The sequence below is a fragment of the Streptomyces sp. NBC_01463 genome, assembly GCA_036227345.1.
Lineage (GTDB): Bacteria > Actinomycetota > Actinomycetes > Streptomycetales > Streptomycetaceae > Streptomyces.
Window position 1 is genome coordinate 3,129,040 of record CP109468.1, and the last position, 23,657, is coordinate 3,152,696.

At 71.6% G+C, this 23,657-nt stretch carries 23 protein-coding genes; 15 read left to right on the forward strand and 8 right to left on the reverse strand.

The window, feature by feature from the left end:
• Positions 1-23 precede the first annotated feature (23 nt).
• Positions 24-836: an enoyl-CoA hydratase-related protein gene (locus OG521_13605; protein WUW21763.1), complete on the forward strand. Its 813-nt coding sequence runs from the start codon at positions 24-26 to the stop codon at positions 834-836.
• 10 nt (positions 837-846) lie between these two features.
• Here the strand turns inward: OG521_13605 and OG521_13610 are convergent, their stop codons facing one another.
• Together OG521_13610 and OG521_13615 are read right to left on the reverse strand one after the other, a co-directional pair.
• Positions 847-1,434, reverse strand: coding sequence for a DNA-3-methyladenine glycosylase I (locus OG521_13610; GenBank protein WUW21764.1), 588 nt, complete (start codon positions 1,432-1,434; stop codon positions 847-849).
• Complete coding sequence (locus OG521_13615; protein ID WUW21765.1) at positions 1,431-1,856, reverse strand: hypothetical protein; 426 nt, start codon at positions 1,854-1,856, stop codon at positions 1,431-1,433. The genes OG521_13610 and OG521_13615 overlap by 4 nt, the downstream gene beginning before the upstream one ends.
• Before the next feature lie 130 nt (positions 1,857-1,986).
• Here OG521_13615 and folP point away from each other — a divergent pair, with 130 nt between their 5' ends.
• Positions 1,987-2,859 carry a dihydropteroate synthase gene (gene folP, locus OG521_13620; GenBank protein WUW21766.1) on the forward strand — a complete coding sequence of 291 codons (873 nt, stop codon included), beginning with the start codon at positions 1,987-1,989 and terminating at the stop codon, positions 2,857-2,859.
• Between the two features lie 113 nt (positions 2,860-2,972).
• Here folP and OG521_13625 read toward each other — a convergent pair whose 3' ends face one another.
• Both OG521_13625 and dapE read right to left on the reverse strand, forming a co-directional pair.
• Positions 2,973-3,758 carry a TIGR00730 family Rossman fold protein gene (locus tag OG521_13625; protein WUW21767.1) on the reverse strand — a complete coding sequence of 262 codons (786 nt, stop codon included), beginning with the start codon at positions 3,756-3,758 and terminating at the stop codon, positions 2,973-2,975.
• 96 nt (positions 3,759-3,854) lie between these two features.
• Entirely contained in the window at positions 3,855-4,934 is a 1,080-nt protein-coding gene (dapE, locus tag OG521_13630; protein WUW21768.1) for a succinyl-diaminopimelate desuccinylase, read from the reverse strand.
• A gap of 35 nt (positions 4,935-4,969) precedes the next feature.
• Here dapE and OG521_13635 point away from each other — a divergent pair, with 35 nt between their 5' ends.
• Positions 4,970-5,908 (forward strand): hypothetical protein, encoded by a 939-nt coding sequence (locus OG521_13635; GenBank protein ID WUW21769.1) that lies wholly within the window; start codon positions 4,970-4,972, stop codon positions 5,906-5,908.
• A gap of 355 nt (positions 5,909-6,263) precedes the next feature.
• Positions 6,264-6,674 carry an ATP-binding protein gene (locus tag OG521_13640; protein WUW21770.1) on the forward strand — a complete coding sequence of 137 codons (411 nt, stop codon included), beginning with the start codon at positions 6,264-6,266 and terminating at the stop codon, positions 6,672-6,674.
• Between the two features lie 67 nt (positions 6,675-6,741).
• On the opposite strand, the gene dapC is transcribed toward OG521_13640, so the two are convergent.
• Together dapC and OG521_13650 are read right to left on the reverse strand one after the other, a co-directional pair.
• Complete coding sequence (gene dapC / locus OG521_13645; protein ID WUW21771.1) at positions 6,742-7,836, reverse strand: succinyldiaminopimelate transaminase; 1,095 nt, start codon at positions 7,834-7,836, stop codon at positions 6,742-6,744.
• A 115-nt stretch (positions 7,837-7,951) separates the two neighbouring features.
• Positions 7,952-8,272 carry a ferredoxin family protein gene (locus tag OG521_13650; protein ID WUW21772.1) on the reverse strand — a complete coding sequence of 107 codons (321 nt, stop codon included), beginning with the start codon at positions 8,270-8,272 and terminating at the stop codon, positions 7,952-7,954.
• Positions 8,273-8,389: 117 nt separating this feature from the next.
• Between OG521_13650 and OG521_13655 the strand changes: the two genes are divergently transcribed.
• Together OG521_13655 and OG521_13660 are read left to right on the forward strand one after the other, a co-directional pair.
• Positions 8,390-9,391: a GNAT family N-acetyltransferase gene (locus OG521_13655; GenBank protein ID WUW21773.1), complete on the forward strand. Its 1,002-nt coding sequence runs from the start codon at positions 8,390-8,392 to the stop codon at positions 9,389-9,391.
• A 4-nt stretch (positions 9,392-9,395) separates the two neighbouring features.
• Positions 9,396-10,235, forward strand: coding sequence for a transglutaminase-like domain-containing protein (locus tag OG521_13660; protein WUW21774.1), 840 nt, complete (start codon positions 9,396-9,398; stop codon positions 10,233-10,235).
• 24 nt (positions 10,236-10,259) lie between these two features.
• Here OG521_13660 and OG521_13665 read toward each other — a convergent pair whose 3' ends face one another.
• Positions 10,260-12,275: a TetM/TetW/TetO/TetS family tetracycline resistance ribosomal protection protein gene (locus OG521_13665; protein WUW21775.1), complete on the reverse strand. Its 2,016-nt coding sequence runs from the start codon at positions 12,273-12,275 to the stop codon at positions 10,260-10,262.
• A gap of 403 nt (positions 12,276-12,678) precedes the next feature.
• Here OG521_13665 and OG521_13670 point away from each other — a divergent pair, with 403 nt between their 5' ends.
• The 3 genes from OG521_13670 to thrS all read left to right on the forward strand — a co-directional run bounded on the left by OG521_13670 (position 12,679) and on the right by thrS (position 15,877).
• The gene (locus OG521_13670) at positions 12,679-13,482 is read left to right on the forward strand and encodes a hypothetical protein (protein WUW21776.1); all 804 of its coding nucleotides are present in this window, start codon (positions 12,679-12,681) and stop codon (positions 13,480-13,482) included.
• Positions 13,483-13,666: 184 nt separating this feature from the next.
• A complete protein-coding gene (locus OG521_13675; GenBank protein WUW21777.1) occupies positions 13,667-14,425 on the forward strand; it encodes a class F sortase in 759 nt (252 codons plus the stop codon).
• Between the two features lie 210 nt (positions 14,426-14,635).
• The gene (gene thrS / locus OG521_13680; protein WUW21778.1) at positions 14,636-15,877 is read left to right on the forward strand and encodes a threonine--tRNA ligase; all 1,242 of its coding nucleotides are present in this window, start codon (positions 14,636-14,638) and stop codon (positions 15,875-15,877) included.
• Here thrS and OG521_13685 read toward each other — a convergent pair.
• A complete protein-coding gene (locus OG521_13685) occupies positions 15,867-17,105 on the reverse strand; it encodes an MFS transporter (GenBank protein WUW21779.1) in 1,239 nt (412 codons plus the stop codon). The genes thrS and OG521_13685 overlap by 11 nt on opposite strands.
• Positions 17,106-17,183: 78 nt before the next feature.
• Here OG521_13685 and OG521_13690 point away from each other — a divergent pair, with 78 nt between their 5' ends.
• From OG521_13690 to OG521_13715, 6 genes are all read left to right on the forward strand, one after another.
• Positions 17,184-17,762, forward strand: coding sequence for a sugar O-acetyltransferase (locus tag OG521_13690; GenBank protein ID WUW21780.1), 579 nt, complete (start codon positions 17,184-17,186; stop codon positions 17,760-17,762).
• A gap of 23 nt (positions 17,763-17,785) precedes the next feature.
• Complete coding sequence (locus OG521_13695; GenBank protein ID WUW21781.1) at positions 17,786-18,343, forward strand: TetR family transcriptional regulator; 558 nt, start codon at positions 17,786-17,788, stop codon at positions 18,341-18,343.
• A gap of 203 nt (positions 18,344-18,546) precedes the next feature.
• A complete protein-coding gene (locus OG521_13700; protein WUW21782.1) occupies positions 18,547-19,773 on the forward strand; it encodes a hypothetical protein in 1,227 nt (408 codons plus the stop codon).
• Between the two features lie 53 nt (positions 19,774-19,826).
• A complete protein-coding gene (locus OG521_13705; GenBank protein ID WUW21783.1) occupies positions 19,827-20,291 on the forward strand; it encodes a hypothetical protein in 465 nt (154 codons plus the stop codon).
• Between the two features lie 327 nt (positions 20,292-20,618).
• Positions 20,619-22,430, forward strand: coding sequence for a coagulation factor 5/8 type domain-containing protein (locus OG521_13710; GenBank protein ID WUW21784.1), 1,812 nt, complete (start codon positions 20,619-20,621; stop codon positions 22,428-22,430).
• Between the two features lie 227 nt (positions 22,431-22,657).
• Entirely contained in the window at positions 22,658-23,650 is a 993-nt protein-coding gene (locus OG521_13715) for a L,D-transpeptidase (GenBank protein ID WUW26675.1), read from the forward strand.
• Positions 23,651-23,657 lie beyond the last annotated feature (7 nt).

The following is a 23,657-nucleotide window of genomic DNA, read 5'->3' on the forward strand; positions in this document are numbered from 1 at the left end:
ACGAGGTGCAGAGGGGACCGCACATGGCCGATCACGACGACGCCGTGCTCTACGAAGTGAGCGACGGACTCGCGACGATCACGATCAACCGCCCCGCCGCGATGAACGCGATGAACACCGCGGCGAAGGTGGCGCTGCGCGACGCCGTGCAGTCGGCGGGTGCCGACACCGCCGTGCGGGCGGTTCTGCTCACCGCGGCGGGCGGGCGCGCCTTCTGCGTCGGCCAGGACCTCAAGGAGCACGTCGCCACGCTGTCCGACGTCCGCGAGGCGGGCAGCGGCAACGCGCTGAGCACGGTGCAGGAGCACTACAACCCGATCGTCCGGGCGCTCACCGAGATGCCGAAGCCGGTCGTCGCCGGGATCAACGGGGTCGCGGCCGGCGCGGGCTTCGGTTTCGCTCTCGCCTGCGACTACCGGGTGGCCGCCGACACCGCCTCGTTCAACACCTCGTTCGCCGGGGTCGCCCTCACGGCCGACTCGGGGGTCTCCTGGACGCTGCCCCGGCTGATCGGCCACAGCCGCGCCGCCGACCTGCTGCTCTTCCCGCGCTCCATCTCCGCGCAGACCGCCCATGAGCTGGGCATCGTGAACCGGCTGGTGCCCACGGCCGACCTCGCCGCCGAGGCCACCGCCGTGGCCCGGGCCCTGGCCGCCGGCCCGACCGTGGCCTACGCCGCACTCAAGGAGTCGCTCGCGCACGGGGCGGGCCACACCCTGCGCGAGACGCTGGAGAAGGAGGACGAACTCCAGACGAGGGCGGGCGCGTCGCAGGACCACGGGATCGCCGTGCAGGCGTTCCTCGACAAGGAGACGGCGAAGTACCTCGGGCGGTGACCGCCCCGGTCTACGCCGCGGTGCCGCGGGCCACGCAGTCGGCGAGATGGTCGTCGACCAGGCCGCACGCCTGCATCAGGGCGTAGGCCGTGGTCGGCCCGATGAACCGCAGCCCGCGCTTCTTGAGGTCCTTCGACAGAGCCGTGGACTCCGCCGTGACCGCCGGTACGTCCCCGAGGAGGCGGGGGGCGGGCCGGGTGGCCGGGTCCGGGGCGTAGGACCAGATCAGCTCGTCCAGCTCACCGGTCCGCCAGCCGTCCAGCACCTTGGCGTTGGCCAGGGTGGCATCGATCTTCGCGCGGTTGCGGATGATGCCCGCGTCGGCGAGGAGCCGCTCCCGGTCCGTGTCGGTGAACTTCGCGACGGCGGAGATGTCGAACCCGGCGAACGCGCTGCGGAAGCCCTCCCGGCGGCGCAGGATCGTCAGCCAGGACAGCCCGGACTGGAACGCCTCCAGGCAGAGCCGCTCGAAGAGGGCGTCGTCGCCGTGGACCGGGCGGCCCCATTCGGTGTCGTGGTAGGCGAGGTAGTCCTCCGTGGACAGGCCCCACGGGCAGCGCAGCCGGCCGTCCGCCGCCGCTTCGGCGCCGCCGCTCATCGGCCGGTCTCCTCGTCGGGACGCGGGGCGTCCTGCGGGGGCCGCGGCGGCTGCTCCGGAGACTCCCAGGGGGCATGGGGCCGGTCCTCGGGCCCCTTCAGGAGGTCGGGGCGGCCGCTTCTGACGGCCTGCGCGCCCGCGAGCGCCGACTCCAGCTCCGCGATCCGCGCGTCCCGCTCGGCGAGCTCCGCGCCGAGCCGGCCCAGCGCGTCGTCCACATCGGCCATCCGGTAGCCGCGGACACCGACGGGCAGCCGGAGCGCCTCGACGTCCGCACGGCCCACCGGGCGCGTCACGGGCAGCGGATCCGTCGGCTGCTCGGGCGCCACGTCCTGCAGGATGGCACTCTTCCCTCCGCCGACCACCGCGAGGGTGACAGCGGCCACCACCACCACCATCGCGAGCAGCAAGAACCAGAACACGCGTATCTCCCCGGGAGCGGAATTCGTCCGGGTCCGATCGTGCCATGCGGCACTGACAGTTAGGGTCGCAGTCGGCTCCGGCAGGGCATCTGACGGGCCGGATTCGGCGGATTCTAAGGAGACACACGGGATGCGAAGCGGTGCGCTCAGGCTGGGGCGGCGCGAATTCGGTGCGCACGAGCCGGTGATCATGGCGATCGTGAACCGCACGCCCGACTCCTTCTACGACCAGGGCGCCACCTTCCGCGACGAGCCCGCGCTCTCCCGGGTCGAGCAGGCCGTGGCCGACGGTGCCGCGATCATCGACATCGGCGGGGTGAAGGCCGGTCCTGGCGAGGAGGTCACCGCCGAGGAGGAGGCCCGCCGCACCGTCGGTTTCGTCGCCGAGGTGCGCCGGCGCCACCCGGACGTGGTGATCAGCGTCGACACCTGGCGCCACGACGTCGGCGAGGCCGTCTGCGAGGCGGGCGCGGATCTGCTCAACGACGCGTGGGGCGGGGTGGACCCGAAGCTGGCAGAGGTCGCCGCGCGGTACGGGGCGGGGCTGGTCTGCACCCACGCGGGCGGGGCCGAGCCGCGGACCCGGCCGCACCGGGCCGGGTACGAGGACGTGATGGCCGACATCCTGCGGGTGACCGTGGGGCTGGCCGAGCGGGCGGTGGGGCTGGGGGTCCGGCCCGACGGGATCATGATCGACCCCGGTCATGACTTCGGGAAGAACACCCGGCACTCGCTGGAGGCGACGCGCCGGCTCGGCGAGATGGCGGAGACGGGGTGGCCGGTGCTCGTGTCCCTCTCCAACAAGGACTTCGTCGGCGAGACGCTCGACCGGCCGGTGAAGGAGCGGCTGCTCGGCACGCTGGCGACGACCGCGGTGTCCGCGTGGCTGGGGGCGCGGGTGTACCGGGTGCACGAGGTGGCCGAGACGCGGGACGTCCTGGACATGGTGGCGTCCATCGCGGGGCACCGGGCGCCGGCGGTCGCACGGCGGGGGCTGGCGTAACCGGGGCTCCGCCCCCGGACCCCCGCTCCCCAAACGCCGGAGGGGCTGAAGAACGGAGGCCCGAGAGGCAGGCCGGGCGGGGCCGAGGAGCAGGCCTGGCGGGGCTGAAAGGCCTACCGCCCGACCTCCTTCGTCACCAGGTTCACCGCCTCGTCCACGTCGTCCGTGACGTGGAACAGCAGCAGGTCCTTCGCGGAGGCCTTGCCCTGGGCGATCACCGTGTCGCGCAGCCAGTCCACCAGGCCGCCCCAGTACTCCGTACCGAACAGCACGATCGGGAAGCGGGTGACCTTGCCCGTCTGGACCAGGGTGAGGGCCTCGAAGAGCTCGTCCAGGGTGCCGAGGCCGCCGGGCAGGACGACGAAGCCCTGCGCATATTTCACAAACATCGTCTTTCGGACAAAAAAGTAACGGAAGTTCACGCCGATATCGACGTGCGGGTTCAGTCCCGACTCGAAGGGCAGCTCGATGCCCAGGCCCACGGAGACGCCGTTCGCCTCCCTGGCGCCCTTGTTCGCCGCCTCCATCGCTCCGGGACCGCCCCCGGTGATCACCGCGAAGCCCGCCTCGACCAGCGCCCTGCCGATCCGCACGCCCGCCTCGTACTCCGGGGTGTCCACCGGGGTACGGGCCGATCCGAAGACGCTGATCGCACTCGGCAGTTCGGCGAGCGCACCGAACCCCTCGACGAACTCCGACTGGATGCGCATCACCCGCCACGGGTCGGTGTGCACCCACTCGGAGTCACCTTCGGAGTCCAGCAGCCGCTGATCGGTCGTGCCGGGCTGTACCTGGTCCCTGCGGCGCAGCACCGGGCCGAGTCGCTGTTCCTCGGGCCTGACCGCGCCCTCGGGGATCTCCGCGCCTTCCGGGATCCGTGCATCCTCGGGGTTGCCCATGTCCTGCTCCCTCCGCCGACGTCGGAGCCGTCCTGCGACGCTCCGTCTCCGCCCAGCGTAGATCGCCGGAGGTTACGGACAGGGGAATGCCGGGGGTCAGATCGTGAGCCAGGAGCGGAGCCGCTCCTCGCAGTGGACGATCCGGTCGATCCGGACGTGCTCGTTGCGCTTGTGGGCGAGGATCGGGTCGCCGGGTCCGTAGTTCACCGCGGGGACGCCGAGGGAGCCGAAGCGCGCCACGTCCGTCCAGCCGAACTTGGGGCGGGCGGTGCCGCCGACCGCGTCCATGAAGGCCTTGGCGGCCGGGTGGGAGAGGCCGGGCATGGCCGCGCCCGAGTGGTCGTCGACGGTGAACTCGGCGACGCCGCAGTCGGCGAAGACCTCGCGGACGTGGGCCATGGCCTCGTCGGGGCCGAGGTCGGGGGCGTAGCGGTAGTTCACGACGACCGTGCAGGCGTCGGGGATGACGTTGTTGGCGACGCCGCCCTCGATGCGTACGGCGTTGAGGCCCTCGTGGTACTCCAGCCCGTCGATCACCGGCTTGCGCGGCTCGTACGCGGCGAGCCGGGCGAGGACCGGGGCGGCGGCATGGACGGCGTTGGCGCCCATCCAGCTGCGTGCGGAGTGCGCCCGCTCCCCCTCCAGGCGGAGGAAGACGCGCAGCGTCCCCTGGCAGCCGCCCTCGACCTCCCCGTTGGAGCCCTCCAGGAGGACCGCGAAGTCGGCCGTCAGCCAGTCGGGGTGGGCGTCGGCGATGTGCCCGAGGCCGTTGAGGTCGGCGGCGACCTCTTCGTTGTCGTAGAAGACGAACGTGAGGTCGCGGTTGGGCTCGGGCACGGTCGCGGCGATCCTCAGCTGGACGGCGACGCCCGACTTCATGTCGGAGCTGCCGCAGCCCCACAGCAGACCGTCCTCGTCGAGCCGCGAGGGCACGTTGTCGGCGATCGGCACGGTGTCGATGTGCCCGGCCAGGACGACGCGCTCGGCGCGGCCCAGGTTCGTCCTGGCCACGACGTTGTTGCCGTGCCGTTCGACGGTCAGGTGCGGAAGGGGCCGCAGCGCCGACTCGATGGCGTCGGCGAGGCCCTTCTCCTCCCCGCTGACCGAGGGGAAGTCGACGAGCCATGCGGTGAGGGCGGGCCCGTCCAGTGTGAGGTCAAGCGTGCTTTCGGCCATGGCTACGACCCTAGTGCCTCGCGTACGGTGGCCCCGTGCCCCGGACCGTTGCTCCCGCCCGCCGACACACCGCCCGCAGCCGCCGTCTGCGCATCACGGCGGCCTTTGCCGTGCTCGTGGCGGTGGGGGGCTATCTGACCGTGCAGTACGTGACGGGCGGTACGAGCTCCGACCAGTGCACCGTGCGGTCGGCCGACGGTTCGTCGGGCGAGGGGCGTACGTACCGGATGACCTTCGAGCAGGCGGCCAACGCCGCGACGATCTCCGCGGTCGGCACCACCCGCGGGATGCCGGAGCGCGCCGTGACCATCGCGCTGGCGACGGCGCTCCAGGAGTCCGGGCTGCGCAACATCCAGCACGGCGACCGGGACTCGCTGGGCCTCTTCCAGCAGCGTCCCTCGCAGGGCTGGGGCACCGAGAAGCAGATCCTGGACCCGGTCTACTCGGCGGGGAAGTTCTACCAGCACCTGGCCGAGGTGCCCGGCTACTCCCGGCTGCCGCTGACCGTGGCCGCGCAGCGCGTCCAGCGCAGCGGCTTCCCGCAGGCGTACGCGAAGCACGAGCCGGATGCCGCCCTGCTGGCCGCCGCGCTGACCGGCCGGACACCGGCCGCGCTGAACTGCGAACCGCCGCGGAGCACCGCGGTGTCGGGCGGGACGTCGAAGGTCCGGGCGGCGCTGGTGCGTTCCTTCGGCAAGGACGTGCTGCCGGCCGGGACCGGGGCGGACGCGGGCGCCGCGGGCGCGACGGCGGCCGGGGCGCTCTCGGTGCCGGTGGAGTCGGTCCGCCGGACCGGCGAGGACGACGCCCCGCAGCGCGGCTGGGAGCTGGCGCACTGGGCGGTCGCGCAGTCCGAGACGCTCGGCATCGACGAGGTCGCGTACGCGGGCCGGGTGTGGAGCCCGGACTCGGGCTGGCGGACGGAACGCGAGCGGTCCGACACCGCCGAGGTCCGTATCGGGCTCGTGCGTTAGCCCTCCTCGTACGCCGGTCCGCTTCGTACGTTGCTCCACTTCATGCGCGGGACGGCCTCGCGCATACGTGCGACCCGTCCCCCTCACAGGGGGTCCGCGGCTTCCCGCGAAAGGCCCCGCACGGCACCTTGCGCACCCTCTCCCGAACCCACTGATCCCCTTGCGAGGAAAGGGAAGTGACGGTTCGGCGCGTGGCCGTGGAATGCATTGTTTGCCCGGGTTCCTCCGTTGCGGATTATGTGACGCATTACCCAGTCTTTACCTCGGCCCACCGCAACCTCCCCCTCCCCCACGACGGTTGTCATGACGTCCGGCCCACGGACACCACACATTCCCACCCCGTCGAAGGAGCATCATGTCCCTCCCCCTGACCCGTCGGATCGCCCGTACCGCGCTGCTGATCGCGGCGGGTGCGGCCCCCGTGGTCGGTGCGGCCGGTGCCGCAGGTGCCGCGGAGCTCCCGCAGTCCCCGGACCTCGGCGGTCTCACCAGCGTCGAGGGTTCCGGTCTCGGCAAGACGGTCGAAGGAGCGGCCACCCCGGCCGCCGACACCGCGGGCAAGGCCGGCGGCAAGGTCGTCGGGACCACGCTGCCGGTGGCGAGCAAGACCCTCACCGAGACGGGCTCCAAGGCCGCGCCCGTGGCGAAGAAGGCCACTCCGGCCGCGAAGAGCGCCGGCAAGAAGGCCAAGGGCGGTCTGCCCACCGACAGCCTCGGCGGCCTGCCGACGCAGGGCCTGCCCACCCAGGGCCTGCCGCTCGGCTGATCCGCGTCACGTCCGTACATGCGTGAGGGCCTCGGGAGTGCGCACTCCCGAGGCCCTCACGCGTGGTTCAGCCCAGCCGCTTGACCGCGGCCGCCACGCGCTCGTCGGTGGCCGTGAACGCCACCCGCACGTAACGGTCGCCCGCGGGCCCGTAGAAGTCCCCGGGCGCCACCAGGATGCCGAGCTCCGCCAGGTACGCCACGGTGTCCCAGCAGGGCTCGTCGCGGGTCGCCCACAGGTAGAGGCTCGCCTCGCTGTGCTCGATCCGGAAGCCGTGCGCCTCCAGGGCCGTGCGCAGGGCGGCGCGCCGGTCGGCGTACCGGGTGCGCTGCTCGGCGACATGGGTGTCGTCACCGAGCGCCGCGACGGTCGCCGCCTGGACGGGGGCGGGCGTCATCATGCCGCCGTGCTTGCGGATCAGCAGCAGCTCGCTCAGCACGGCCTCGTCGCCCGCGATGAAGGCGGCGCGGTATCCGGCGAGGTTGGAGCGCTTGGAGAGCGAGTGGACGGCGACGATGCCCTCGTACGTACCACCGCAGACGTCCGGGTGGAGCACGGAGACGGGCTCGGCCTCCCAGCCCAGCTCCAGGTAGCACTCGTCGCTGAAGACCAGCACGTCGTGCTCGCGCGCCCAGGCGACGATCCGGGTCAGCTCGTCCTTGGAGAGCACCTTGCCGGTGGGGTTGGACGGCGAGTTGAGCCAGAGCAGCCTGAGGCCGGCCGGGTCGAGCTCGGTCGGGTCGTCGTAGACGACGGGCTCGGCGCCGCAGAGCCGGGCGCCGACCTCGTACGTCGGGTAGGCGAGCCGCGGGTAGGCGACCCTGTCGCCGGCGCCGAGGCCGAGCTGGGTCGGCAGCCAGGCCACCAGTTCCTTGGAGCCGACGACGGGCAGCACGTTCCCGTGCGTGACCGAGACCGCGCCCAGGCGCCGCTCCACCCAGCCGGCGAGGGCGTCGCGCAGTGCGGCCGTCCCCCACACCGTCGGATAGCCGGGGCTGTCCGCCGCGGCGACGAGTGCCTGCTGGATCAGCTCGGGCACCGGGTCGACGGGCGTGCCGACGGACAGGTCCACGATGCCGTCCGGGTGGCCCTCGGCCGTCGACTTGTAGGGCGCGAGCCTGTCCCAGGGGAAGACCGGGAGGCGGGAGGAGACTGCGGACACGGATCTCTGCTTTCTCGTACGGGTGTTCATGCGGCTGGCACGGCGGGGGAAACACCGCGGTCCCGTACGGGGACGAGCCGTACGGGACCGGGGCGACGCACGTGCCGGGACGCTGCTACTGGTTCTGCGGCGGCAGCGCGGCGATGAACGCGTGGTCGCGCTCGATCAGGCCCAGCTTGGAGGCACCACCGGGCGACCCGAGGTCGTCGAAGAACTCGACGTTCGCCTTGTAGTAGTCCTTCCACTCCTCCGGGGTGTCGTCCTCGTAGAAGATCGCCTCGACCGGGCAGACCGGCTCACAGGCTCCACAGTCGACGCATTCGTCCGGGTGGATGTACAAGGACCGCTGGCCCTCATAGATACAGTCGACGGGGCACTCTTCGATGCAGGCCTTGTCCTTTACGTCGACACAAGGCTGCGCGATGACGTAGGTCACGCTGTCGTTCCTCCTCGGTAGGGCGTTGGCTCTCGCGCGGGAGCGCGGCGTCGTCGATGCCCGCACCTAGTATCTCCGTTCCCGGGCACGATCCGAACAGGAGGGGCGGACAGAGCTGTGGAATTCACCATGGGCGGACGGCTGGAGGTCCGAATTGCACCGGCTGACGTGGGCAAACGGGTATCAGTCCGGCGTCTGACCGAAGACGGGCCCCAGGGTCCGAAATTCACCGACACGGTCGGTGTTCTCACATCGTGGAACGATGATGTGCTCTCTGTCACACCGAAGAGCGGTGAGTCCGTCCGTATCGCGGTGTCGGCCCTGGTGGCGGGCAAGGTCGTGCCGGCCGCCCCGGCCCGCAGGCGCGGTCCCGCGGCCTCCTTCGCCGAACTCGCCCCGGTCTACGCGCGCGCCTGGCAGCCGGTGGAGAGCGAGCCGCTGGGCGACTGGCAGCTGCGCGCCGCCGGTGGTTTCACCCGGCGCGCCAACTCCGTGCTCCCGCTCGGCGATCCGGGCGTGCCGCTCGGCGCGGCGCTCGGGCGGATCACCCGGTGGTACGCCGACCGGGGGCTGCCCGCCTACATCCAGGCGGTGACGGGCGGCGGGGACACCCAGGAGGAGCTGTGCGCGGCGCTGGAGGACCACGGCTGGCGGCGTGAGGTGACGGCGGAGGTGCGGATCGCGGCGCTGGCCCCGATCGGCGATCTGGCGGCGGAGGTGTCGCGGGTACGGCTGAGCCGCACGGTGGACGACTCCTGGCTCGCCCGCTACCAGCGCTTCCAGCGGCCGGGCCCGGAGGTGGCGGCGGTGCTTGGCAGCGGTCCCTCGGTGTGGTTCGCGACCGTGCCGGGCGATGCGGGTGACGAGGCGCCCGCGGCGATCGGGCGGTGTGTCGTGGACGGGCGGTGGGCCGGTTTCATGGCCGTCGAGGTGGCTCCCGGGCACCGCAGGAAGGGGCTCGCCACCACCGTGATGACCGCGCTGGCCCGGCAGGCGATGGACGAGGGCGCGTCGGCCGCGTGGCTCCAGGTGGAGACGGACAACGACGCCGCCCGCGCGCTCTACGACGGGATGGGCTTCTCGACCCACCACCTGTACCACCACTTCCGGGCGGTGTAGCGCGGTGGCTCGCGGACGGCACGACACCGCGGAGCTGCGCCGCCGGTTCGCCGAGGAGGCGCGGGCCGAGCGGCCCGACCTGGCGCTGCTCTGCCTGCTGATCGGCGCGGAGGCCGACCCCGCGCTGGACACGAACGGGATCGACGCGGCGCAGATCGAACTCGACCGGTTGGCGGGTCTGCTGCCGTACGGGCTGCGCGGCGGCCGCGTCTGGGCCTCTGCGCTGGCGGAACTGCTGGGTGAGCGGTACGGGTTCGAGGGCGCGTCGGCGGACTACCAGCGCCTGGAGTCCTCGCTGCTGCACGAGGTGCTGCGGCGGCGGCGCGGGCTGCCGATCCTGCTGTCGGTGGTGTGGATCGAGGTGGCACGGCGGGCGGGCGCCCCGGTGTACGGGGTGGCGCTGCCGGGTCACTTCGTGGTCGGTTTCGGCGATCCGGCGGAGCGGGTGCTGGCGGATCCGTTCGCCGGTGGCCGTCCGCTGACGGGCCAGGACGCGGAGTTGCTGGTGGCGGGCGCGACCGGGGAGGCGCTTGAGCCGTCGATGCTGGTGCCGGCGCAGCCGCTGGAGGTCGTGCTGCGCATCCTGAACAACATCCGGGCGTGGGCGGCGGCCCGCCCGGAGCGCACGGACGTGGCGCTGTGGGCGGTGGAGCTGTCGCTGCTCCTGCCCGCGCACCCCGCCCGGCTGCGCTACGAGCGGGCGCAGCTGCTGGTGCAGAGCGGGGAGTTCCTGCGCGGGGCGGCGGAGATGGAGGAGTACGCGGAGGTGGTGGCGGAGGTGGAGCCGGCCGCCGCGGAGGCGGTGCGCCGGAGTGCGCGGGCGGCCCGGGCGCTGCTGAACTGACGGCGCGCCGGGCCGCGGTCGCCGTCAGTCCGCGCCGTTGCCGGACCGCCGCACCGTGTGCAGCAGGTACTCCTTCCGGTCGAGCGGGTTGTGGTCGGTGCGGGAGCGCCGCGGGGCGGTGCCGGTGACGGGGTGGTGGGAGTCGAAGGCGGTCTCCAGCACCCCTTCGCCCCGGGTGAGCCCCGGGAGCCGCTGCTGGAGTCCGTGCACCCGGGCGGCCGGGATCACGCCCTCCAGGACGCAGCGTGCGCCGTCGACGGCCGGAGCGCCGGGGACGGCCCCCAGCTGGGCGAGGGCCGGCAGGAGCGGTCCGAGCGTGTCCGCGGGGAGTTCGAGGCGGAAGCGGTGCATCGGCTCGTACACCGTCGTCCCGGCCTGCCCGAGCGCGGCCATCAGGACCAGCGGGGTCAGATTGCGGAAGTCCCCCGCGGTGCTCGACATGGACTTGTCGAAGACGGCGTGCGAGTGGCTCTGGCGGGGCCAGTAGCCGGAGTGCGTCATCGTGACCGTGCAGTCGGTGACCCGCCAGCCGTACAGCCCCTGCGCGAGCGTGTCGACGACGGTCTCCTCGACCGCCCTCATCAGGGAGTACGGCATGGAGCCGAGCTCCACCTCCAGCCGGTAGGTCACCCCGCTGCCGGGCGGTGCGGGGTCGACTCGCAGTCCGACCGTCGCCAGGAACGGATTGTCGTCCTTGTCGATGATCTCGAACGCGGCACCGGTTCCGGACGGCTTCTCCAGGCAGATGGTCGTGGTTCCGCGGAATGTGACGTCGATTCCGCATTCGTCCGCGAGCGTCGCCTGGATGACCTCTTTCTGCACTTCTCCGTAGAGGGATACGGAGACCTCCTTACGGATGTCGTCCTGGCGCAGATTGATCAGCGGATCCTGCTCGGCCAGCTGTGAGAGCGCGAAATGGAGTTCGCCCCGGGAGGCGGGCGGTGCGGGCACCACGACGGACTCCAGGGTCGGCGGGGCGAAGTAGTGACCGGTGGCCGCCGCACGGGTGTCGCCGACCGCGTCGCCGATCCGGATGCCGCCGAGCCCCTGGAGCTTCGCGATCTGTCCCGGACCGGCCGAGGCGCGGCCGGTGTCCGTGCCGTCGGCGAAGACCCGGATGCCGGTCACCTTGCCCTCGGACACGGCTTCGGGTCCCTGCCCGAACGGCAGCCGGTCGCGGGTCCGTACGGTCCCCGAGAACATCCGGACCCAGGCGAGCTTCTCGCCGGCCCGGCCGCGCTCGACCTTGAAGACGGTCCCGGAGACCGGTCCTTCGGCGTCGCCGCCGGCCGCGGGCAGCAGTTCCCTGATGCCGCGGCTCAGGGCGTCGATACCGGCGCCCGTGACGGCCGAGCCGAAGTACACCGGGTGGACCAGGGCCCGTCCGGTCTGCGCCGCCAGTTCCGCGCGGAGCCGGGCGGGTGCGAGCTCCTCGCCGCCTTCGACGTACGCGCCGAGCAGGGCGTCGTCGTGCTCGGTGAGCAGGTCCGTCAGCCGCCGCGTGAGCCGGGGGTCGTCGTCGGCGTACGGCACGCTGTGCGCGGCGCGGGTGCCGAGGCCGGTGACGGCCGGGCCCATCGCCACCGCGTGGGGGGTGAGCCTGTCGTGAACGGCGCGCAGCACCTGTTCGTAGCGGGCTCCGGCCCGGTCGGTCTTGTTCACGAAGACGAGCGTGGGGATGCGCAGCCGCTGGAGCGTCCGCATCAGGACGCGGGTCTGGGCCTGGACCCCTTCCACGGCGGAGACGACCAGCACGGCGCCGTCGAGCACGCTCAGCACCCGCTCCACCTCGGCGATGAAGTCCGGGTGGCCGGGCGTGTCGATCAGGTTGACGGTGACGTCGCCGAGGGCGAACGAGACGACCGCGGACTTGATGGTGATGCCGCGCTGACGTTCGAGCGCGAGGGAATCGGTCTGCGTGTTCCCGTCGTCGACGCGGCCGATCTCGTCGATGATTCCGGCGGTGTGGAGCAGCCGCTCGGTCAGGCTGGTCTTACCGGCGTCGACATGCGCCAGAATTCCGAGATTGAGCGTGTGCACAGAACTCCATGTTCTCAGGGGTGAGGTGAATTCCCGTCGAGACGAACATGTGAGATCGGCGCATCGATATCTCCTGGTCCTGTCGGCTGATACGGCGAGTACAACAGCCGGCCGGCCGGCGGTGCAAACCATTTAGCGGGACCCCGCGAGGGGCCGGGCGGTGAGAGGCCGTCAGCGAACGGGGGATCCGGCGCCGTCCAAACCTCACCCCGGCGCGGCGTGCCGTCCAACGGGTGATTATCCGTTCTTCGCCACTCGATGAGCCCATGCCGTAGCTCCAATGCGGGGCTCCCCGATGGCGCGCTCCGGGGTCCGGGCTGACGGTGGATCACGTAGCCACTGCGCCACTCCGAGTAGACGCTCCGTCACTCTTCGCAGTCGCGACGAAAGGAAACGTGTTCAGATGCGCTCTGCCCGCACACTGTTCGCCTCGGCCGCCGTCACGGCGGTCCTCACCATCACCGCTCCCTCCGCCTACGCCATGACGGCCGGCGACTGGGAGCACGACAGCGGTTCGTCCTCCAGCAGCGACGAGGGCGGCTGGACGAAGGACAAGCCCAACGGCGGCGTCCACACCGGCGGCGGCGCCCTGGCCCGTACGGTCGCCGGCGACGAGCACGGCAAGTCCGAGGAGCACGGCAAGTCGGACGACGAGGGCTGGAAGAAGGACAAGCCCAGCGGCGGCGTGCACACCGGCGGCGGCGCCCTGTCCATGACGGTCGCCAAGGAGTGGCAGCCCGGCAAGGACGACGAGGGCGGCAAGTCCGACGACGAGGGCTGGACGAAGGAGAAGCCCAGCGGCGGTGTCCACACGGGCGGCGGCGCGCTGTCGATGACGGTCGCCAAGGAATGGCAGCCGGACAGCGACGAAGAGGGCGGCAAGTACAAGGACGAGGGCAAGCCCAACGGCGGCGTGCACACAGGTGGCGGCGCCCTGTCGATGACGGTCGCCAAGGAGTGGCAGCCGGGCAGTGACGAGGGCGGCAAGACCGACAAGTCGTCGAAGTCCGAGAAGAGCGAGAAGAGCGAGAACAGCGACGAGGGCTGGAAGAAGGACAAGCCCAGCGGCGGCGTCCACACCGGCGGTGGCGCGATGGCCATGACCGGCGGCGGTCTTGCGGCCGGTTCGCTGCTGCTCCTCGGTGGTGTCGGTGTCGGCGCGTACAAGGTGCGCCGCCGTCAGGCGACGGGTGGCGCGATGGCCTGACCGGCCCCCGCGCACACCGGTCGCTCCGCTGTCGCGGCCGCCGTCCCCTTTCGGACGGCGGCCGCGGCGCCTTCGTTTTCCCCCGGTGCCTCTCGTCCGGTCAGGTCGGGCTCGCGTGACCTGACCGCTCGCCGGGCCCCGGTCCGCTCCCCCACCGCACCGCTCGGACGAAAGGCACGTTCCCATGGCCGCCCCGCAGTCGCCCGGTTCCCCCTCCTCCCGGACTGCCTCCGACACCGTCACGCTCGGCCGCGCCCTCCTCTGGCCCGCCGCAGTGGCCGGCCTCGGCATGCTCCTCATCTACAACTCCATCGGCCCCTCGGCCGACGACAAACCACCCGCTCCGTTCACGGCCGCGGCGCCGGTCGCCCCGGCCCCGGCTGCCCCGGCGGCCCCGGCCGCACCGGTCCCCGCGTCCTCACCGGCCGTCACCGTCCCCCGGCAGGCCACCCCGGGCCCGAGCGTGGCGCCGGCCCTGCCCCGTTCCCTGCCGACGCGGCTGAAGATCCCGGCCATCGCCGTGGACGCGCCCTTCACCCCGCTGGCGATCGGGGCCTCCGGCCGCCTGGACGCCCCGCCGCCGAACGACCGGAACCTGGCCGGCTGGTTCAAGGACGGTGTGACGCCCGGTGAACGCGGCGCGTCGATCGTCGCGGGCCACGTCGACACGATGACCGGGCCCGCGGTCTTCCTCCAGCTGCGGTTCCTGCGGCCGGGAGCGACGGTCGACATCACGCGCGCGGACGGTTCGGTGGCCACGTTCAAGGTGGACACCGTGGAGACGTTCAGCAAGGCGAAGTTCCCCGACAAGCGGGTCTACGCGGACACGCCGGACGCCCAGCTGCGGCTGATCACGTGCGGCGGCAACTACGACAAGAAGGCCAAGGACTACGAGGACAACGTGGTCGTGTTCGCCCACCTCGACTCGGCGAAGAGGAAGTGAGCCGACGTGCTCCCCCGCCGCGGCCGGCGGAAAACCCCGCGCACCGGACCGCGGTCCCCTGCTAGCTTCCTCCGCATGAAGCGCGCTGCCATGACGACGACGCCGGAGAGTGTCCCGGCGCGCTGACTGATGACCAGTCCGAAGCCCCGGGGCGAGTGCCCCGGGGCTTCTGCTTGCGGTCACTCGCCCTCCGTACGCGAGGAGACCGCCATGCACGACCACCGCAAGCTCGGCCGCGAGCTGGAGCTGTTCGACACCGACCCGCTGATCGGCGCGGGGCTGCCGTACTGGCTGCCCGACGGGGCCGCGCTGCGGCACACCCTGGAGGAGTACATCCGCGGCGAGGAGCGGCTTGCCGGCTACCGGCACGTGTACTCGCCGGTGCTCGGCAAACGGGAGCTGTACGAGATCTCGGGGCACTGGTCGCACTACAGCGACGACATGTTCCCGCCGATGGACCTCGGCGCCGAGCAGGTCGTGCTGCGGCCCAGCCTGTGCCCGCACCACGCCGTCATCTACCGCTCCCGCGCGCACAGTTACCGCGAACTGCCACTGCGGATGGCCGAGCTGGGCGGCATGTACCGCTCCGAGCTGTCCGGCGTGCTGGGCGGACTGACCCGGGTGCGGTCCATCCAGCTGAACGACGCGCACATCTTCTGCACCCTGGACCAGGTGGCGGACGAGGCGCGGGCCGCGCTCGGCATGATCCGCCGGGCGTACGAGGCACTCGGCATCCGCCCGGCCCGCTTCCGGCTCTCGCTGCCGGGGCCGGGCGGGAAGTACGTCGCAGCGCCGGAGATGTGGCAGCGCTCCACCGCGCTGCTGACCGAGGTCCTGGAGGATTCCGGGCTGCCGTACGAGCCGGCCGGGGGTGAGGCGGCGTTCTACGGTCCGAAGATCGATGTGCAGGTCGCCGACGCGGCGGGCCGGGAGTCGACCCTGTCGACCGTCCAGATCGACTTCCACCAGCCCGAGCGGTTCGATCTGCACTACATCGGCGCCGACGGGGCGAAACACCGGCCGGTCATGGTGCACCGCAGCATCATCGGGAGTGTGGAGCGGGCCGTCGCCCATCTCGTCGAGCAGCACGGCGGCGCGTTCCCCGCCTGGCTCTCCCCCACCCAGGTGGCGATCCTCCCCGTCTCCGACGGGGAGCTGCCGAACGCCGAGGACCTCGCCCGCCGTTGTCTCGCGCTCGGGCTGCGCGCGGAGGTGGCCGGCCGGGACCGCGGCAGCCTGGGCGCCCGCATCCGGGAGGCCAGGCTGGTGCCGTACCAGGCGGTCATCGGGGCGGCGGAGGCCGCCGGCGACCGGGTGGCGCTGCGGCTGCGCGACGGGCGCCGGCTCGACCCGATGCCGGCCGCGGAGGCGCTGGCGCGGATCGGCGCGCTGGTCGCGGCGCGCAGCACCGAGGTCTGGGAGGAGGCGGAGGGGGCGGAACTCAGGGTGTGACGGGTGCGGCGCCCGGCTCGGCGTCGTCGCGCGCGTCGGGCTCGGCGTCGGCGTCGGCGTGCGGGACGCGCGCGAGCGCCCCGGCCAGGGTGGAGGCGACGATCAGCAGGGCGAGGACGACGGTCATCGTGAGGCGGAGTCCGATGTGGTCGGCGAGGAAGCCGAGCGCGGGCGGGCCGACGAGGAAGGCGACATAGCCCGCGGTGGAGACCGCGCCGACCCGTGCCGCCGCGTGGTGCGGGTGGTCGCCCGCGGCGGACACGGTGACCGGGAACCCGAGCGAGGCGCCCAGCCCCCACAGCACCGTGGCCGCGCCCGCCATCGCCGGGCTCGGCGAGACGATCACCACCGCCAGGCCCAGCGCGGCGACGACCGCGCTGATCCGGACGACCCGGACGGGGCCGAAGCGCTCCAGGAGGGGGCCGCCGGCGAAGCGGCCGAGCGTCATCGAGGACGCGAAGACCAGGAAGGTCAGCGAACCGGCGGTGGCGCTCACCTCGTAGCCGTCCACCATGAGCAGCGGCAGCCAGTCGTTGGCGGCGCCCTCCGCGAAGGCCATGGCGAGCACGATCACCCCGATGAGGACGAGGCGCCGGTCCCGCCACACCGTCAGCTGACCCCGCCACCCGCCCGGTCCGGAGGTCCCGGCCGCCTCCTTGCCCGTGCCGTGCGGAATCGCGCGCACGGCCACGACCGCGGCGACGGCCACGAGCACCGAGACGGCCGTCAGATGCCATCCGACAGGGAACGCGAGCGCGGTCATCGCCATGCCGAGCAGTGCTCCGACGACGGTGCCGAGGCTGAAGCAGCCGTGCAGCACCGGCAGTACGGGACGGCCGATGACCCGCTCCACGTCGGCGCCCTCGATGTTGAACGCGACCTCGGCGAGACCCATCCCGCCGCCGAACAGGGCCAGTCCGCAGAAGACCCCGCCCGCAAGCGCCAGGCCGGTGCCCGCCGCGACGACCAGCAGCCCGGTGACGATCAGCGCCGCGCCGACGGTGATCGCGGTCCGGCCTCCGTAACGGCGTACGAGCGGGCCGGAGGCGGTCACGCCGGCCATCGAACCGGTGGACAGGCCGAAGAGCACCAGACCCATCGCGCCGGTGGACACGTCGAGTCCGTCCCGGACGGCCGGGGTGCGCGCCACCCATGAGGCCATGCCGGCCCCGGCGGCGAGCATGAAGAGGAACAGGGCGGTACGCCGGCGGCGTGTTGCGGCATCCATGACAGCGGGCCTCGGCAGTCCAGGAGGGGTTCAGCAGGAGCGTACGATCGTACGCCCTTGGAGTGTACGATCGTACCCATGACGGACCACTTCGCGGGAGACCCGCGTACGAACCATGAGCGGATGCTCGCCGGGGACCTCTACATCGCCGACGACCCCGCCATCGTGGAGGCCCAGCGGCGGGCGGTACGGCTGGCCGCCCGGTATCTGGCGGCCTACACCGAGGACCCCGACGCCGCACAGCCCGTCGTCGCCGAGTTGCTCGGCGGACTGGGCGCCGGTGCGCACATCCGGCCGCCGCTGTACGTGGACTACGGCTCGTACCTCACGGTCGGCGAGGACACGTTCATCAACTACAACCTCACCGCGCTGGACGTCGCCCCGATCACCATCGGCCGCGACTGCCAGATCGGGCCGAACGTCCAACTGCTCACACCCACCCATCCGGTGGAGCCGGAGCCGCGCCGGGACAAGCTGGAGGCGGCCCGGCCGATCACGATCGGCGACAATGTCTGGCTGGGCGGCGGCGCGATCGTGCTGGCCGGGGTGACCATCGGGGACAACAGCGTCATCGGCGCGGGAGCCGTCGTGACCAAGGACGTCCCCGCCAACGTGGTCGCCGTGGGCAATCCGGCCCGGGCGATCCGCTCGATCTAGAACTCTCGGCAGAAGGAAACACCGTGGCGACCGGACAGAACGACCCCGAGCGGCGGGAGCGCATCATCGCCGCCGCGCTCGACCTGATCGCGGAGGAAGGGGTCGCCGGGACCTCGCACCGCAAGGTCGCCGCGCGTGCCGGTGTGCCGCTCGGCTCGATGACGTACCACTTCGGCGGGATGGACGAGTTGCTGCGGGAGGCGTTCATCCGCTTCTCCAGCAGCATCGTCGCCGTCTTCGAGGAGCGTCTCGGCGCCGCGACCACGCCCGACGAGGCGCGGGCGGCGGTCGCCGATCTGGTCCACCACCTGTCCGGCGGCAACCAGCGCGAGCTCGTCCTCACCCACGAGCTGTACACCCTCGCCGCCCGCAAGCCCGCCTACCGCGAGCTGACCCGGGAGTGGATGCGCCGCAGCCGCGTCGCGCTGGAGTGGCACTTCGACCCGGCGACCGCCCGCCAGCTCGACGCGCTGATCGAGGGCCTGTCCATCCACCGCGCGCTGGAGACCGAACCCCACGACCGGGCCCTGACCGTCGAGGCGATCGCCCGCATCACCCGGGCTCCCGGGGCACGTTCCTGACCCGCGCCCTCCCCATGACTCCTGGCCGGCACCCCACCTGACCAAGGTGCCGGCCAGGTGATTCCCCCCTTCGTCCGCGCACGCGCCCGCGGCCGCCTCCCGCCCCCGCCCACCAGGGAAAACGCACACCGAGTGCCGGGAGAACCGCATACGATCACCGCCGTGCGGTCCACACCGGGCCGCAAGGGAGGGGGATCTTCTTCGTGGCACATTCGGACCTCATAGACCTGGCGGGCCCCTGGGGCCGCATCCTCAGCGGCACGCCGCTCGACCATGAGACGCACACCCGGGCGGGTCAGGCCATGGCCGTCGATCCGGTCACGCACGACCTCTTCGTGGTACAGATCCGGGACGCCCTGGAGTACGGCAACCTGTGCGTCTACCGCATGAACCGCACGACCGGCCGCCCGGTCGACTGCATGCACCTCAACGGCTTCGGTCACGGCTATCAGGTCGGCGCACAGCACATCGGCGGCAAGACGTACCTGTGGACGGAAGCCGGGCCGCTGTACAAGGAGTTCGGGACCCGCGTGGCCCGGGTGCCGTATCTGCCGGGGCAGACGGTCACCATGACGTCCTCGGTCGTCTCGGCGCCGTTCCGTCCCACGGCGGATGCCCGTTTCACCGCTCCGAACGTCGATCCCGTGTACGACCGCCTCACGGTCAGGTACCAGACCGCCCAGGGGTACTTCTACAGCCAGTACCCCATCGACCCGGTCACGGGCGAGGTCACCTGGAACGCCACCAGGACGATCCCGCACCCCTCGAAGGCCGAGGTCCCCACGCTCTGGGACACCTTCCAGGGCTTCGCGTCGCTCGGCGAGTACCTCTACCTCTACACGGGCAGCCCCGACCAGGACAACGCCCATCTCACCGCCCTCTCCTGGTCGGACGGCTCCGTCGTGGCGGGGCCCCAGCACATCACCGCCGTACCGGGGCTGGACCGCCGGGAGCCGGAAGGCCTGTGCATCGAGCCGATGGGCGACGAGGCACGGCTGCTCTTCGGCTTCAGCGGCAGCCACACCACGCCGCGCGAGGAGACGATCTGCTTCCTCTCCACGGATGCCCCGGTCCAGGGCGTGAAACTGCTGACGGGCTGGACGGCCATCGCGCCCGCGCCCGGGGTGACCGCGCAGACGGGCGCGATGAGCCCGCGCGGGCGGCTGGTGAACCTGGCCGGGACGACGTACCTCCAGCTCCGCGGCGGCTTCGACTGCGACCTCACCGCCGAGGGCCGGTTCGCGCAGCTCCCGCCGGCACTGACGCCCAGCCGCACGGTCCGGGCCAACGTCACCCGCAACAACCACGACGGCCGCTGCGTCTGCCGGGTCGAGGCCAACTCCACCGGACAGCTCTCGGTGTTCGGCCCGACCGCGGACAACAGGATCTCCTGGATCGGCCTCGACAACTTCTCGGCCGCCTGGCTCTGACGCCCGCCCGTCGCCCAGCCACGTCAACGTTCCACGATCCCGGAGGATCAGCCATGCCCCAGAGCCGTACCAGCCGCCGCGCCCTGCTCACCGCAGCCGTGGCCGTTCCCGCAGCGGCGGTCAGCGCGCCGATGACCGCCGCCCCCGCCGCCGCGGCCGACGTGCCCGGCGGAATCAGCGTCGTCCAGGACTGGCAGCCGCTCGTCCTCGCGGCGGGCGCCACCGCCGCCGCCGACGCCCCGGCCGCCCGCGTGGTGAAGATCGCCGGCACGGACTTCCTGCAGATGCGCGGCGGATTCACCTGCGCCTTCACGGGCGACACCGTGCTCGGCACCCTGCCCTCGGTCATCACGGTGCCGAAGACGATGCGCGGCGTCTGCCCGCGCAACAACTCGCTCGGCATCAACTCCTGCCGGGTGGAGGTCAACACCGCGGGGAAGATCACCGTCTTCGGCGCCACGGCCTCGAACGACATCACCTGGGTCACCCTGGACAGCTACTCGGTCGTCATGGCCTGAGGCCGCCCGGCGCCGCTCGTCCGCCGGCGGCGGGCGGCATGCCGGAACCGGCCGGGTCGCCCGGCCCGGAAAGGCGGGCGACCCGGCCGGACGATCTCGTCAATCTCCTGAAGCCAACCGCACTCCTAACTGAGCGCAGAGCGGGTCAATTGCCTTTCTGCTGGCGTTAATTGTTGCGCCAGGAGAGGTTGGACGAGGCTTCTGTTGCACACCTCTTGACGTTTCCCAGGTGACGGCGGAAGCATCAACTCTCGTCGGAGAGCGCTCTCTAGGCTCTACGGCAGGCTCGTCGTGTCACCCGTACCACGACTCAGGAGACGTACTCCCATGCATGTTCCCCCCACGGAACCCCCGACAACTCCCCCCACGGGAGCCCCCACCACCTCCCGGCGCCGGCGCCGGACCCGCTCGTTCGGGTTCGCCGCGTTCGCCGTTTCGCTGCTGATGGCCGTCCCCACGGCGCAGACCGCCTTCGGCGAGGACGCGCAGGCCGTCGAGGGCGGCGGCGACCTCGGGCCCAATGTCATGGTGTTCGATCCGTCGATGCCGGACATCCAGGCCAAGGTCGACGAGGTGTTCAAGAAGCAGGAGTCGGCGCAGTTCGGTGACGGCCGCTACGCGCTGATGTTCAAGCCGGGCACGTACGACAACCTCAACGCCCAGATCGGGTTCTACACCTCGATCGCCGGGCTCGGGCTGAACCCGGACGACACCACGTTCAACGGTGATGTGACCGTCGACGCGGGCTGGTTCAACGGAAACGCCACGCAGAACTTCTGGCGGTCCGCGGAGAACCTGGCGCTCAACCCCGTGAGCGGCACCGACCGCTGGGCCGTCTCGCAGGCCGCGCCCTTCCGCCGGATGCACGTCAAGGGCGGGCTGAACCTGGCGCCCGACGGGTACGGCTGGGCGAGCGGCGGGTACATCGCCGACAGCAAGATCGACGGCCAGGTCGGGCCGTACTCGCAGCAGCAGTGGTACACCCGGGACAGCTCCATCGGCAGCTGGGGCAACGGCGTCTGGAACATGACGTTCTCCGGTGTCGAGGGCGCCCCCGCCCAGGGCTTCCCCGAGCCGCCCTACACCACGCTGGAGAACACCCCGGTCTCCCGCGAGAAGCCCTTCCTCTACCTGGACGGCGACGACTACAAGGTGTTCGTGCCCGCCAAGCGCACCAACGCGCGCGGCGTTTCCTGGGCCAACGGCACTCCGCAGGGCGAGTCGATCCCGCTCGACCAGTTCTACGTGGTGAAGCCCGGCGCGACCGCGGAGACCATCAACGCGGCCGTGCAGCAGGGCCTGCACCTGCTGTTCACGCCCGGCGTCTACCACGTCGACCAGACGATCAACATCGACCGCGCCAACACCGTGGCACTCGGTCTGGGGCTCGCGACGATCATCCCGGACAACGGGGTCACCGCCATCAAGGTCGGTGACGTGGACGGCGTGAAGCTCGCCGGACTGCTCGTCGACGCCGGTCCCACCAACTCCGACTCGCTGATCGAGGTCGGCCCGGAGGGTGCGTCCGCGAGCCACGCCGACAACCCGACCTCGCTCCAGGACGTGTTCGTCCGGGTCGGCGGCGCCGGTGCCGGCAAGGCCACCACGGGCATGGTCGTCAACAGCAACGACACGATCATCGACCACACCTGGCTGTGGCGCGCCGACCACGGCGAGGGCGTCGGCTGGGAGACCAACCGCTCGGACTACGGCCTCCAGGTCAACGGTGACAACGTCCTGGCGACCGGCCTGTTCGTCGAACACTTCAACAAGTACGACGTGCGGTGGTCCGGCGAGAACGGCAAGACGATCTTCTTCCAGAACGAGAAGTCGTACGACGCCCCGAACCAGGCGGCCGTCCAGAACGGTGACACCAAGGGGTTCGCGGCCTACAAGGTCGACGACTCCGTCACCACCCACGAGGGCTGGGGGCTGGGCAGTTACTGCTACTACAACGTCGACCCGACGATCATTCAGGGCCACGGCTTCGAGGCACCGGTGAAGCCCGGCGTGAAGTTCCACGACCTGCTCGTCGTCTCCCTCGGCGGCCAGGGCCAGTACGAACACGTCATCAACGACACGGGCTCGCCCACCTCGGGGACGTCCACCGTCCCGTCGCAGGTGGTGTCGTTCCCGTAGTCAGGAAGGCACGCGGTGCTGGGCCGGCCCACCACTTCACCGAGGTGGTGGGCCGGCCCGGTCCGGCCAGTTCGGTGTGCCCCGTCAGTACACGACGGGGCACACCGCTGTCCGCCCGCGGCCGGTAACTTGGCACGCGCTTTACGCGCCGTCCGCAACCGCATCGGTCAACTTCTGGTCTCTATAGATGTTGAATCCTTGAAGTAGCAATGCGAGTGGAGCAGGTCATGGGGCGGGGCAAGGGCGGTATAGGGGTCGCGTTGCTGGTGAGTGCGGTACTCGCGGGGACGAGCGCGTGCGGTGGTCACGCGTCGGACGACTCCGACAGCGGGAGCGCGAAGGGCGGCGCATCCGCCCCGGCATCCGCGAGCGCGCATCCGTCACCCACGCACCCCTCGGGCCCGCCGATGCTGCTGGACTCGATCGCCCCGCTGGACAAGGCGACGGTCGGCGTCGCCATGCCGATCTCCGTGGTGTTCACCAACCCGGTGGCCACCTCGGCGCACAAGAACATCGAGAAGCACCTCAAGGTCTCCGCCTCGGTCCCCACCACCGGTGCCTGGCACTGGATGGGCGACAAGCGGGTCGACTGGCGTCCGGAGAAGTACTGGAAGTCCGGCACCAAGGTGCGGCTCGACGCCGACCTGAAGTACGTCTCCAACGGCAGCGGCCGCTACGGCACCCACCCCTATACCCACTCCTTCACCATCGGTGACGACGTCCGGGCCGACGCCTCGGTCACGGGTCACACGATGAAGGTCACCCGCAACGGGGCTCCGGTGCGGACGCTCTCCATCAACGCGGGCAGCGCCCAGTACCCCACCTGGAACGGCACGATGGCGGTGATCGACAAGCAGGAGAAGGTCCACATGACCTCCTGCAGCGTCGGCATCAGCTGCAACAAGGGCGACGCGAACTACTACGACCTGACCCTGCCCTGGGACATCCACCTGACCCAGTCGGGAACCTACGTCCACTTCTCCACCGGCGACACCAACCCGGGCAGCGGCAGCGCCCTCGGCTCGCACGGCTGCGTCCACCTCTCGCTCGCCGACGCGAAGTGGTTCTACGGCCAGGTCAAGCAGGGCGACCCCATCACGGTCACCGGCTCCCCGCGCGCCAAGGCATCCGCCGACAACGGCTACGCCTCGTTCAACCTGTCGTGGTCGCAGTGGCTGGCCGGAAGCGCGAACGGCGGACAGACCACGGCCACCCTCTGACACGTGC

Excerpts from the sequence above, each read along its gene's own strand:
- OG521_13605 (WUW21763.1), top strand. The coding sequence starts at position 24 with ATGGCCGATCACGACGACGCCGTGCTCTACGAAGTGAGCGACGGACTC.
- OG521_13610 (WUW21764.1), bottom strand. The coding sequence starts at position 1,434 with ATGAGCGGCGGCGCCGAAGCGGCGGCGGACGGCCGGCTGCGCTGCCCG.
- folP (WUW21766.1), top strand. The coding sequence starts at position 1,987 with ATGCGAAGCGGTGCGCTCAGGCTGGGGCGGCGCGAATTCGGTGCGCAC.
- OG521_13625 (WUW21767.1), bottom strand. The coding sequence starts at position 3,758 with ATGGGCAACCCCGAGGATGCACGGATCCCGGAAGGCGCGGAGATCCCC.
- dapE (WUW21768.1), bottom strand. The coding sequence starts at position 4,934 with ATGGCCGAAAGCACGCTTGACCTCACACTGGACGGGCCCGCCCTCACC.
- OG521_13640 (WUW21770.1), top strand. The coding sequence starts at position 6,264 with ATGTCCCTCCCCCTGACCCGTCGGATCGCCCGTACCGCGCTGCTGATC.
- OG521_13670 (WUW21776.1), top strand. The coding sequence starts at position 12,679 with ATGCGCTCTGCCCGCACACTGTTCGCCTCGGCCGCCGTCACGGCGGTC.
- OG521_13675 (WUW21777.1), top strand. The coding sequence starts at position 13,667 with ATGGCCGCCCCGCAGTCGCCCGGTTCCCCCTCCTCCCGGACTGCCTCC.
- thrS (WUW21778.1), top strand. The coding sequence starts at position 14,636 with ATGCACGACCACCGCAAGCTCGGCCGCGAGCTGGAGCTGTTCGACACC.
- OG521_13685 (WUW21779.1), bottom strand. The coding sequence starts at position 17,105 with ATGGATGCCGCAACACGCCGCCGGCGTACCGCCCTGTTCCTCTTCATG.
- OG521_13690 (WUW21780.1), top strand. The coding sequence starts at position 17,184 with ATGACGGACCACTTCGCGGGAGACCCGCGTACGAACCATGAGCGGATG.
- OG521_13705 (WUW21783.1), top strand. The coding sequence starts at position 19,827 with ATGCCCCAGAGCCGTACCAGCCGCCGCGCCCTGCTCACCGCAGCCGTG.
- OG521_13710 (WUW21784.1), top strand. The coding sequence starts at position 20,619 with ATGCATGTTCCCCCCACGGAACCCCCGACAACTCCCCCCACGGGAGCC.
- OG521_13715 (WUW26675.1), top strand. The coding sequence starts at position 22,658 with ATGGGGCGGGGCAAGGGCGGTATAGGGGTCGCGTTGCTGGTGAGTGCG.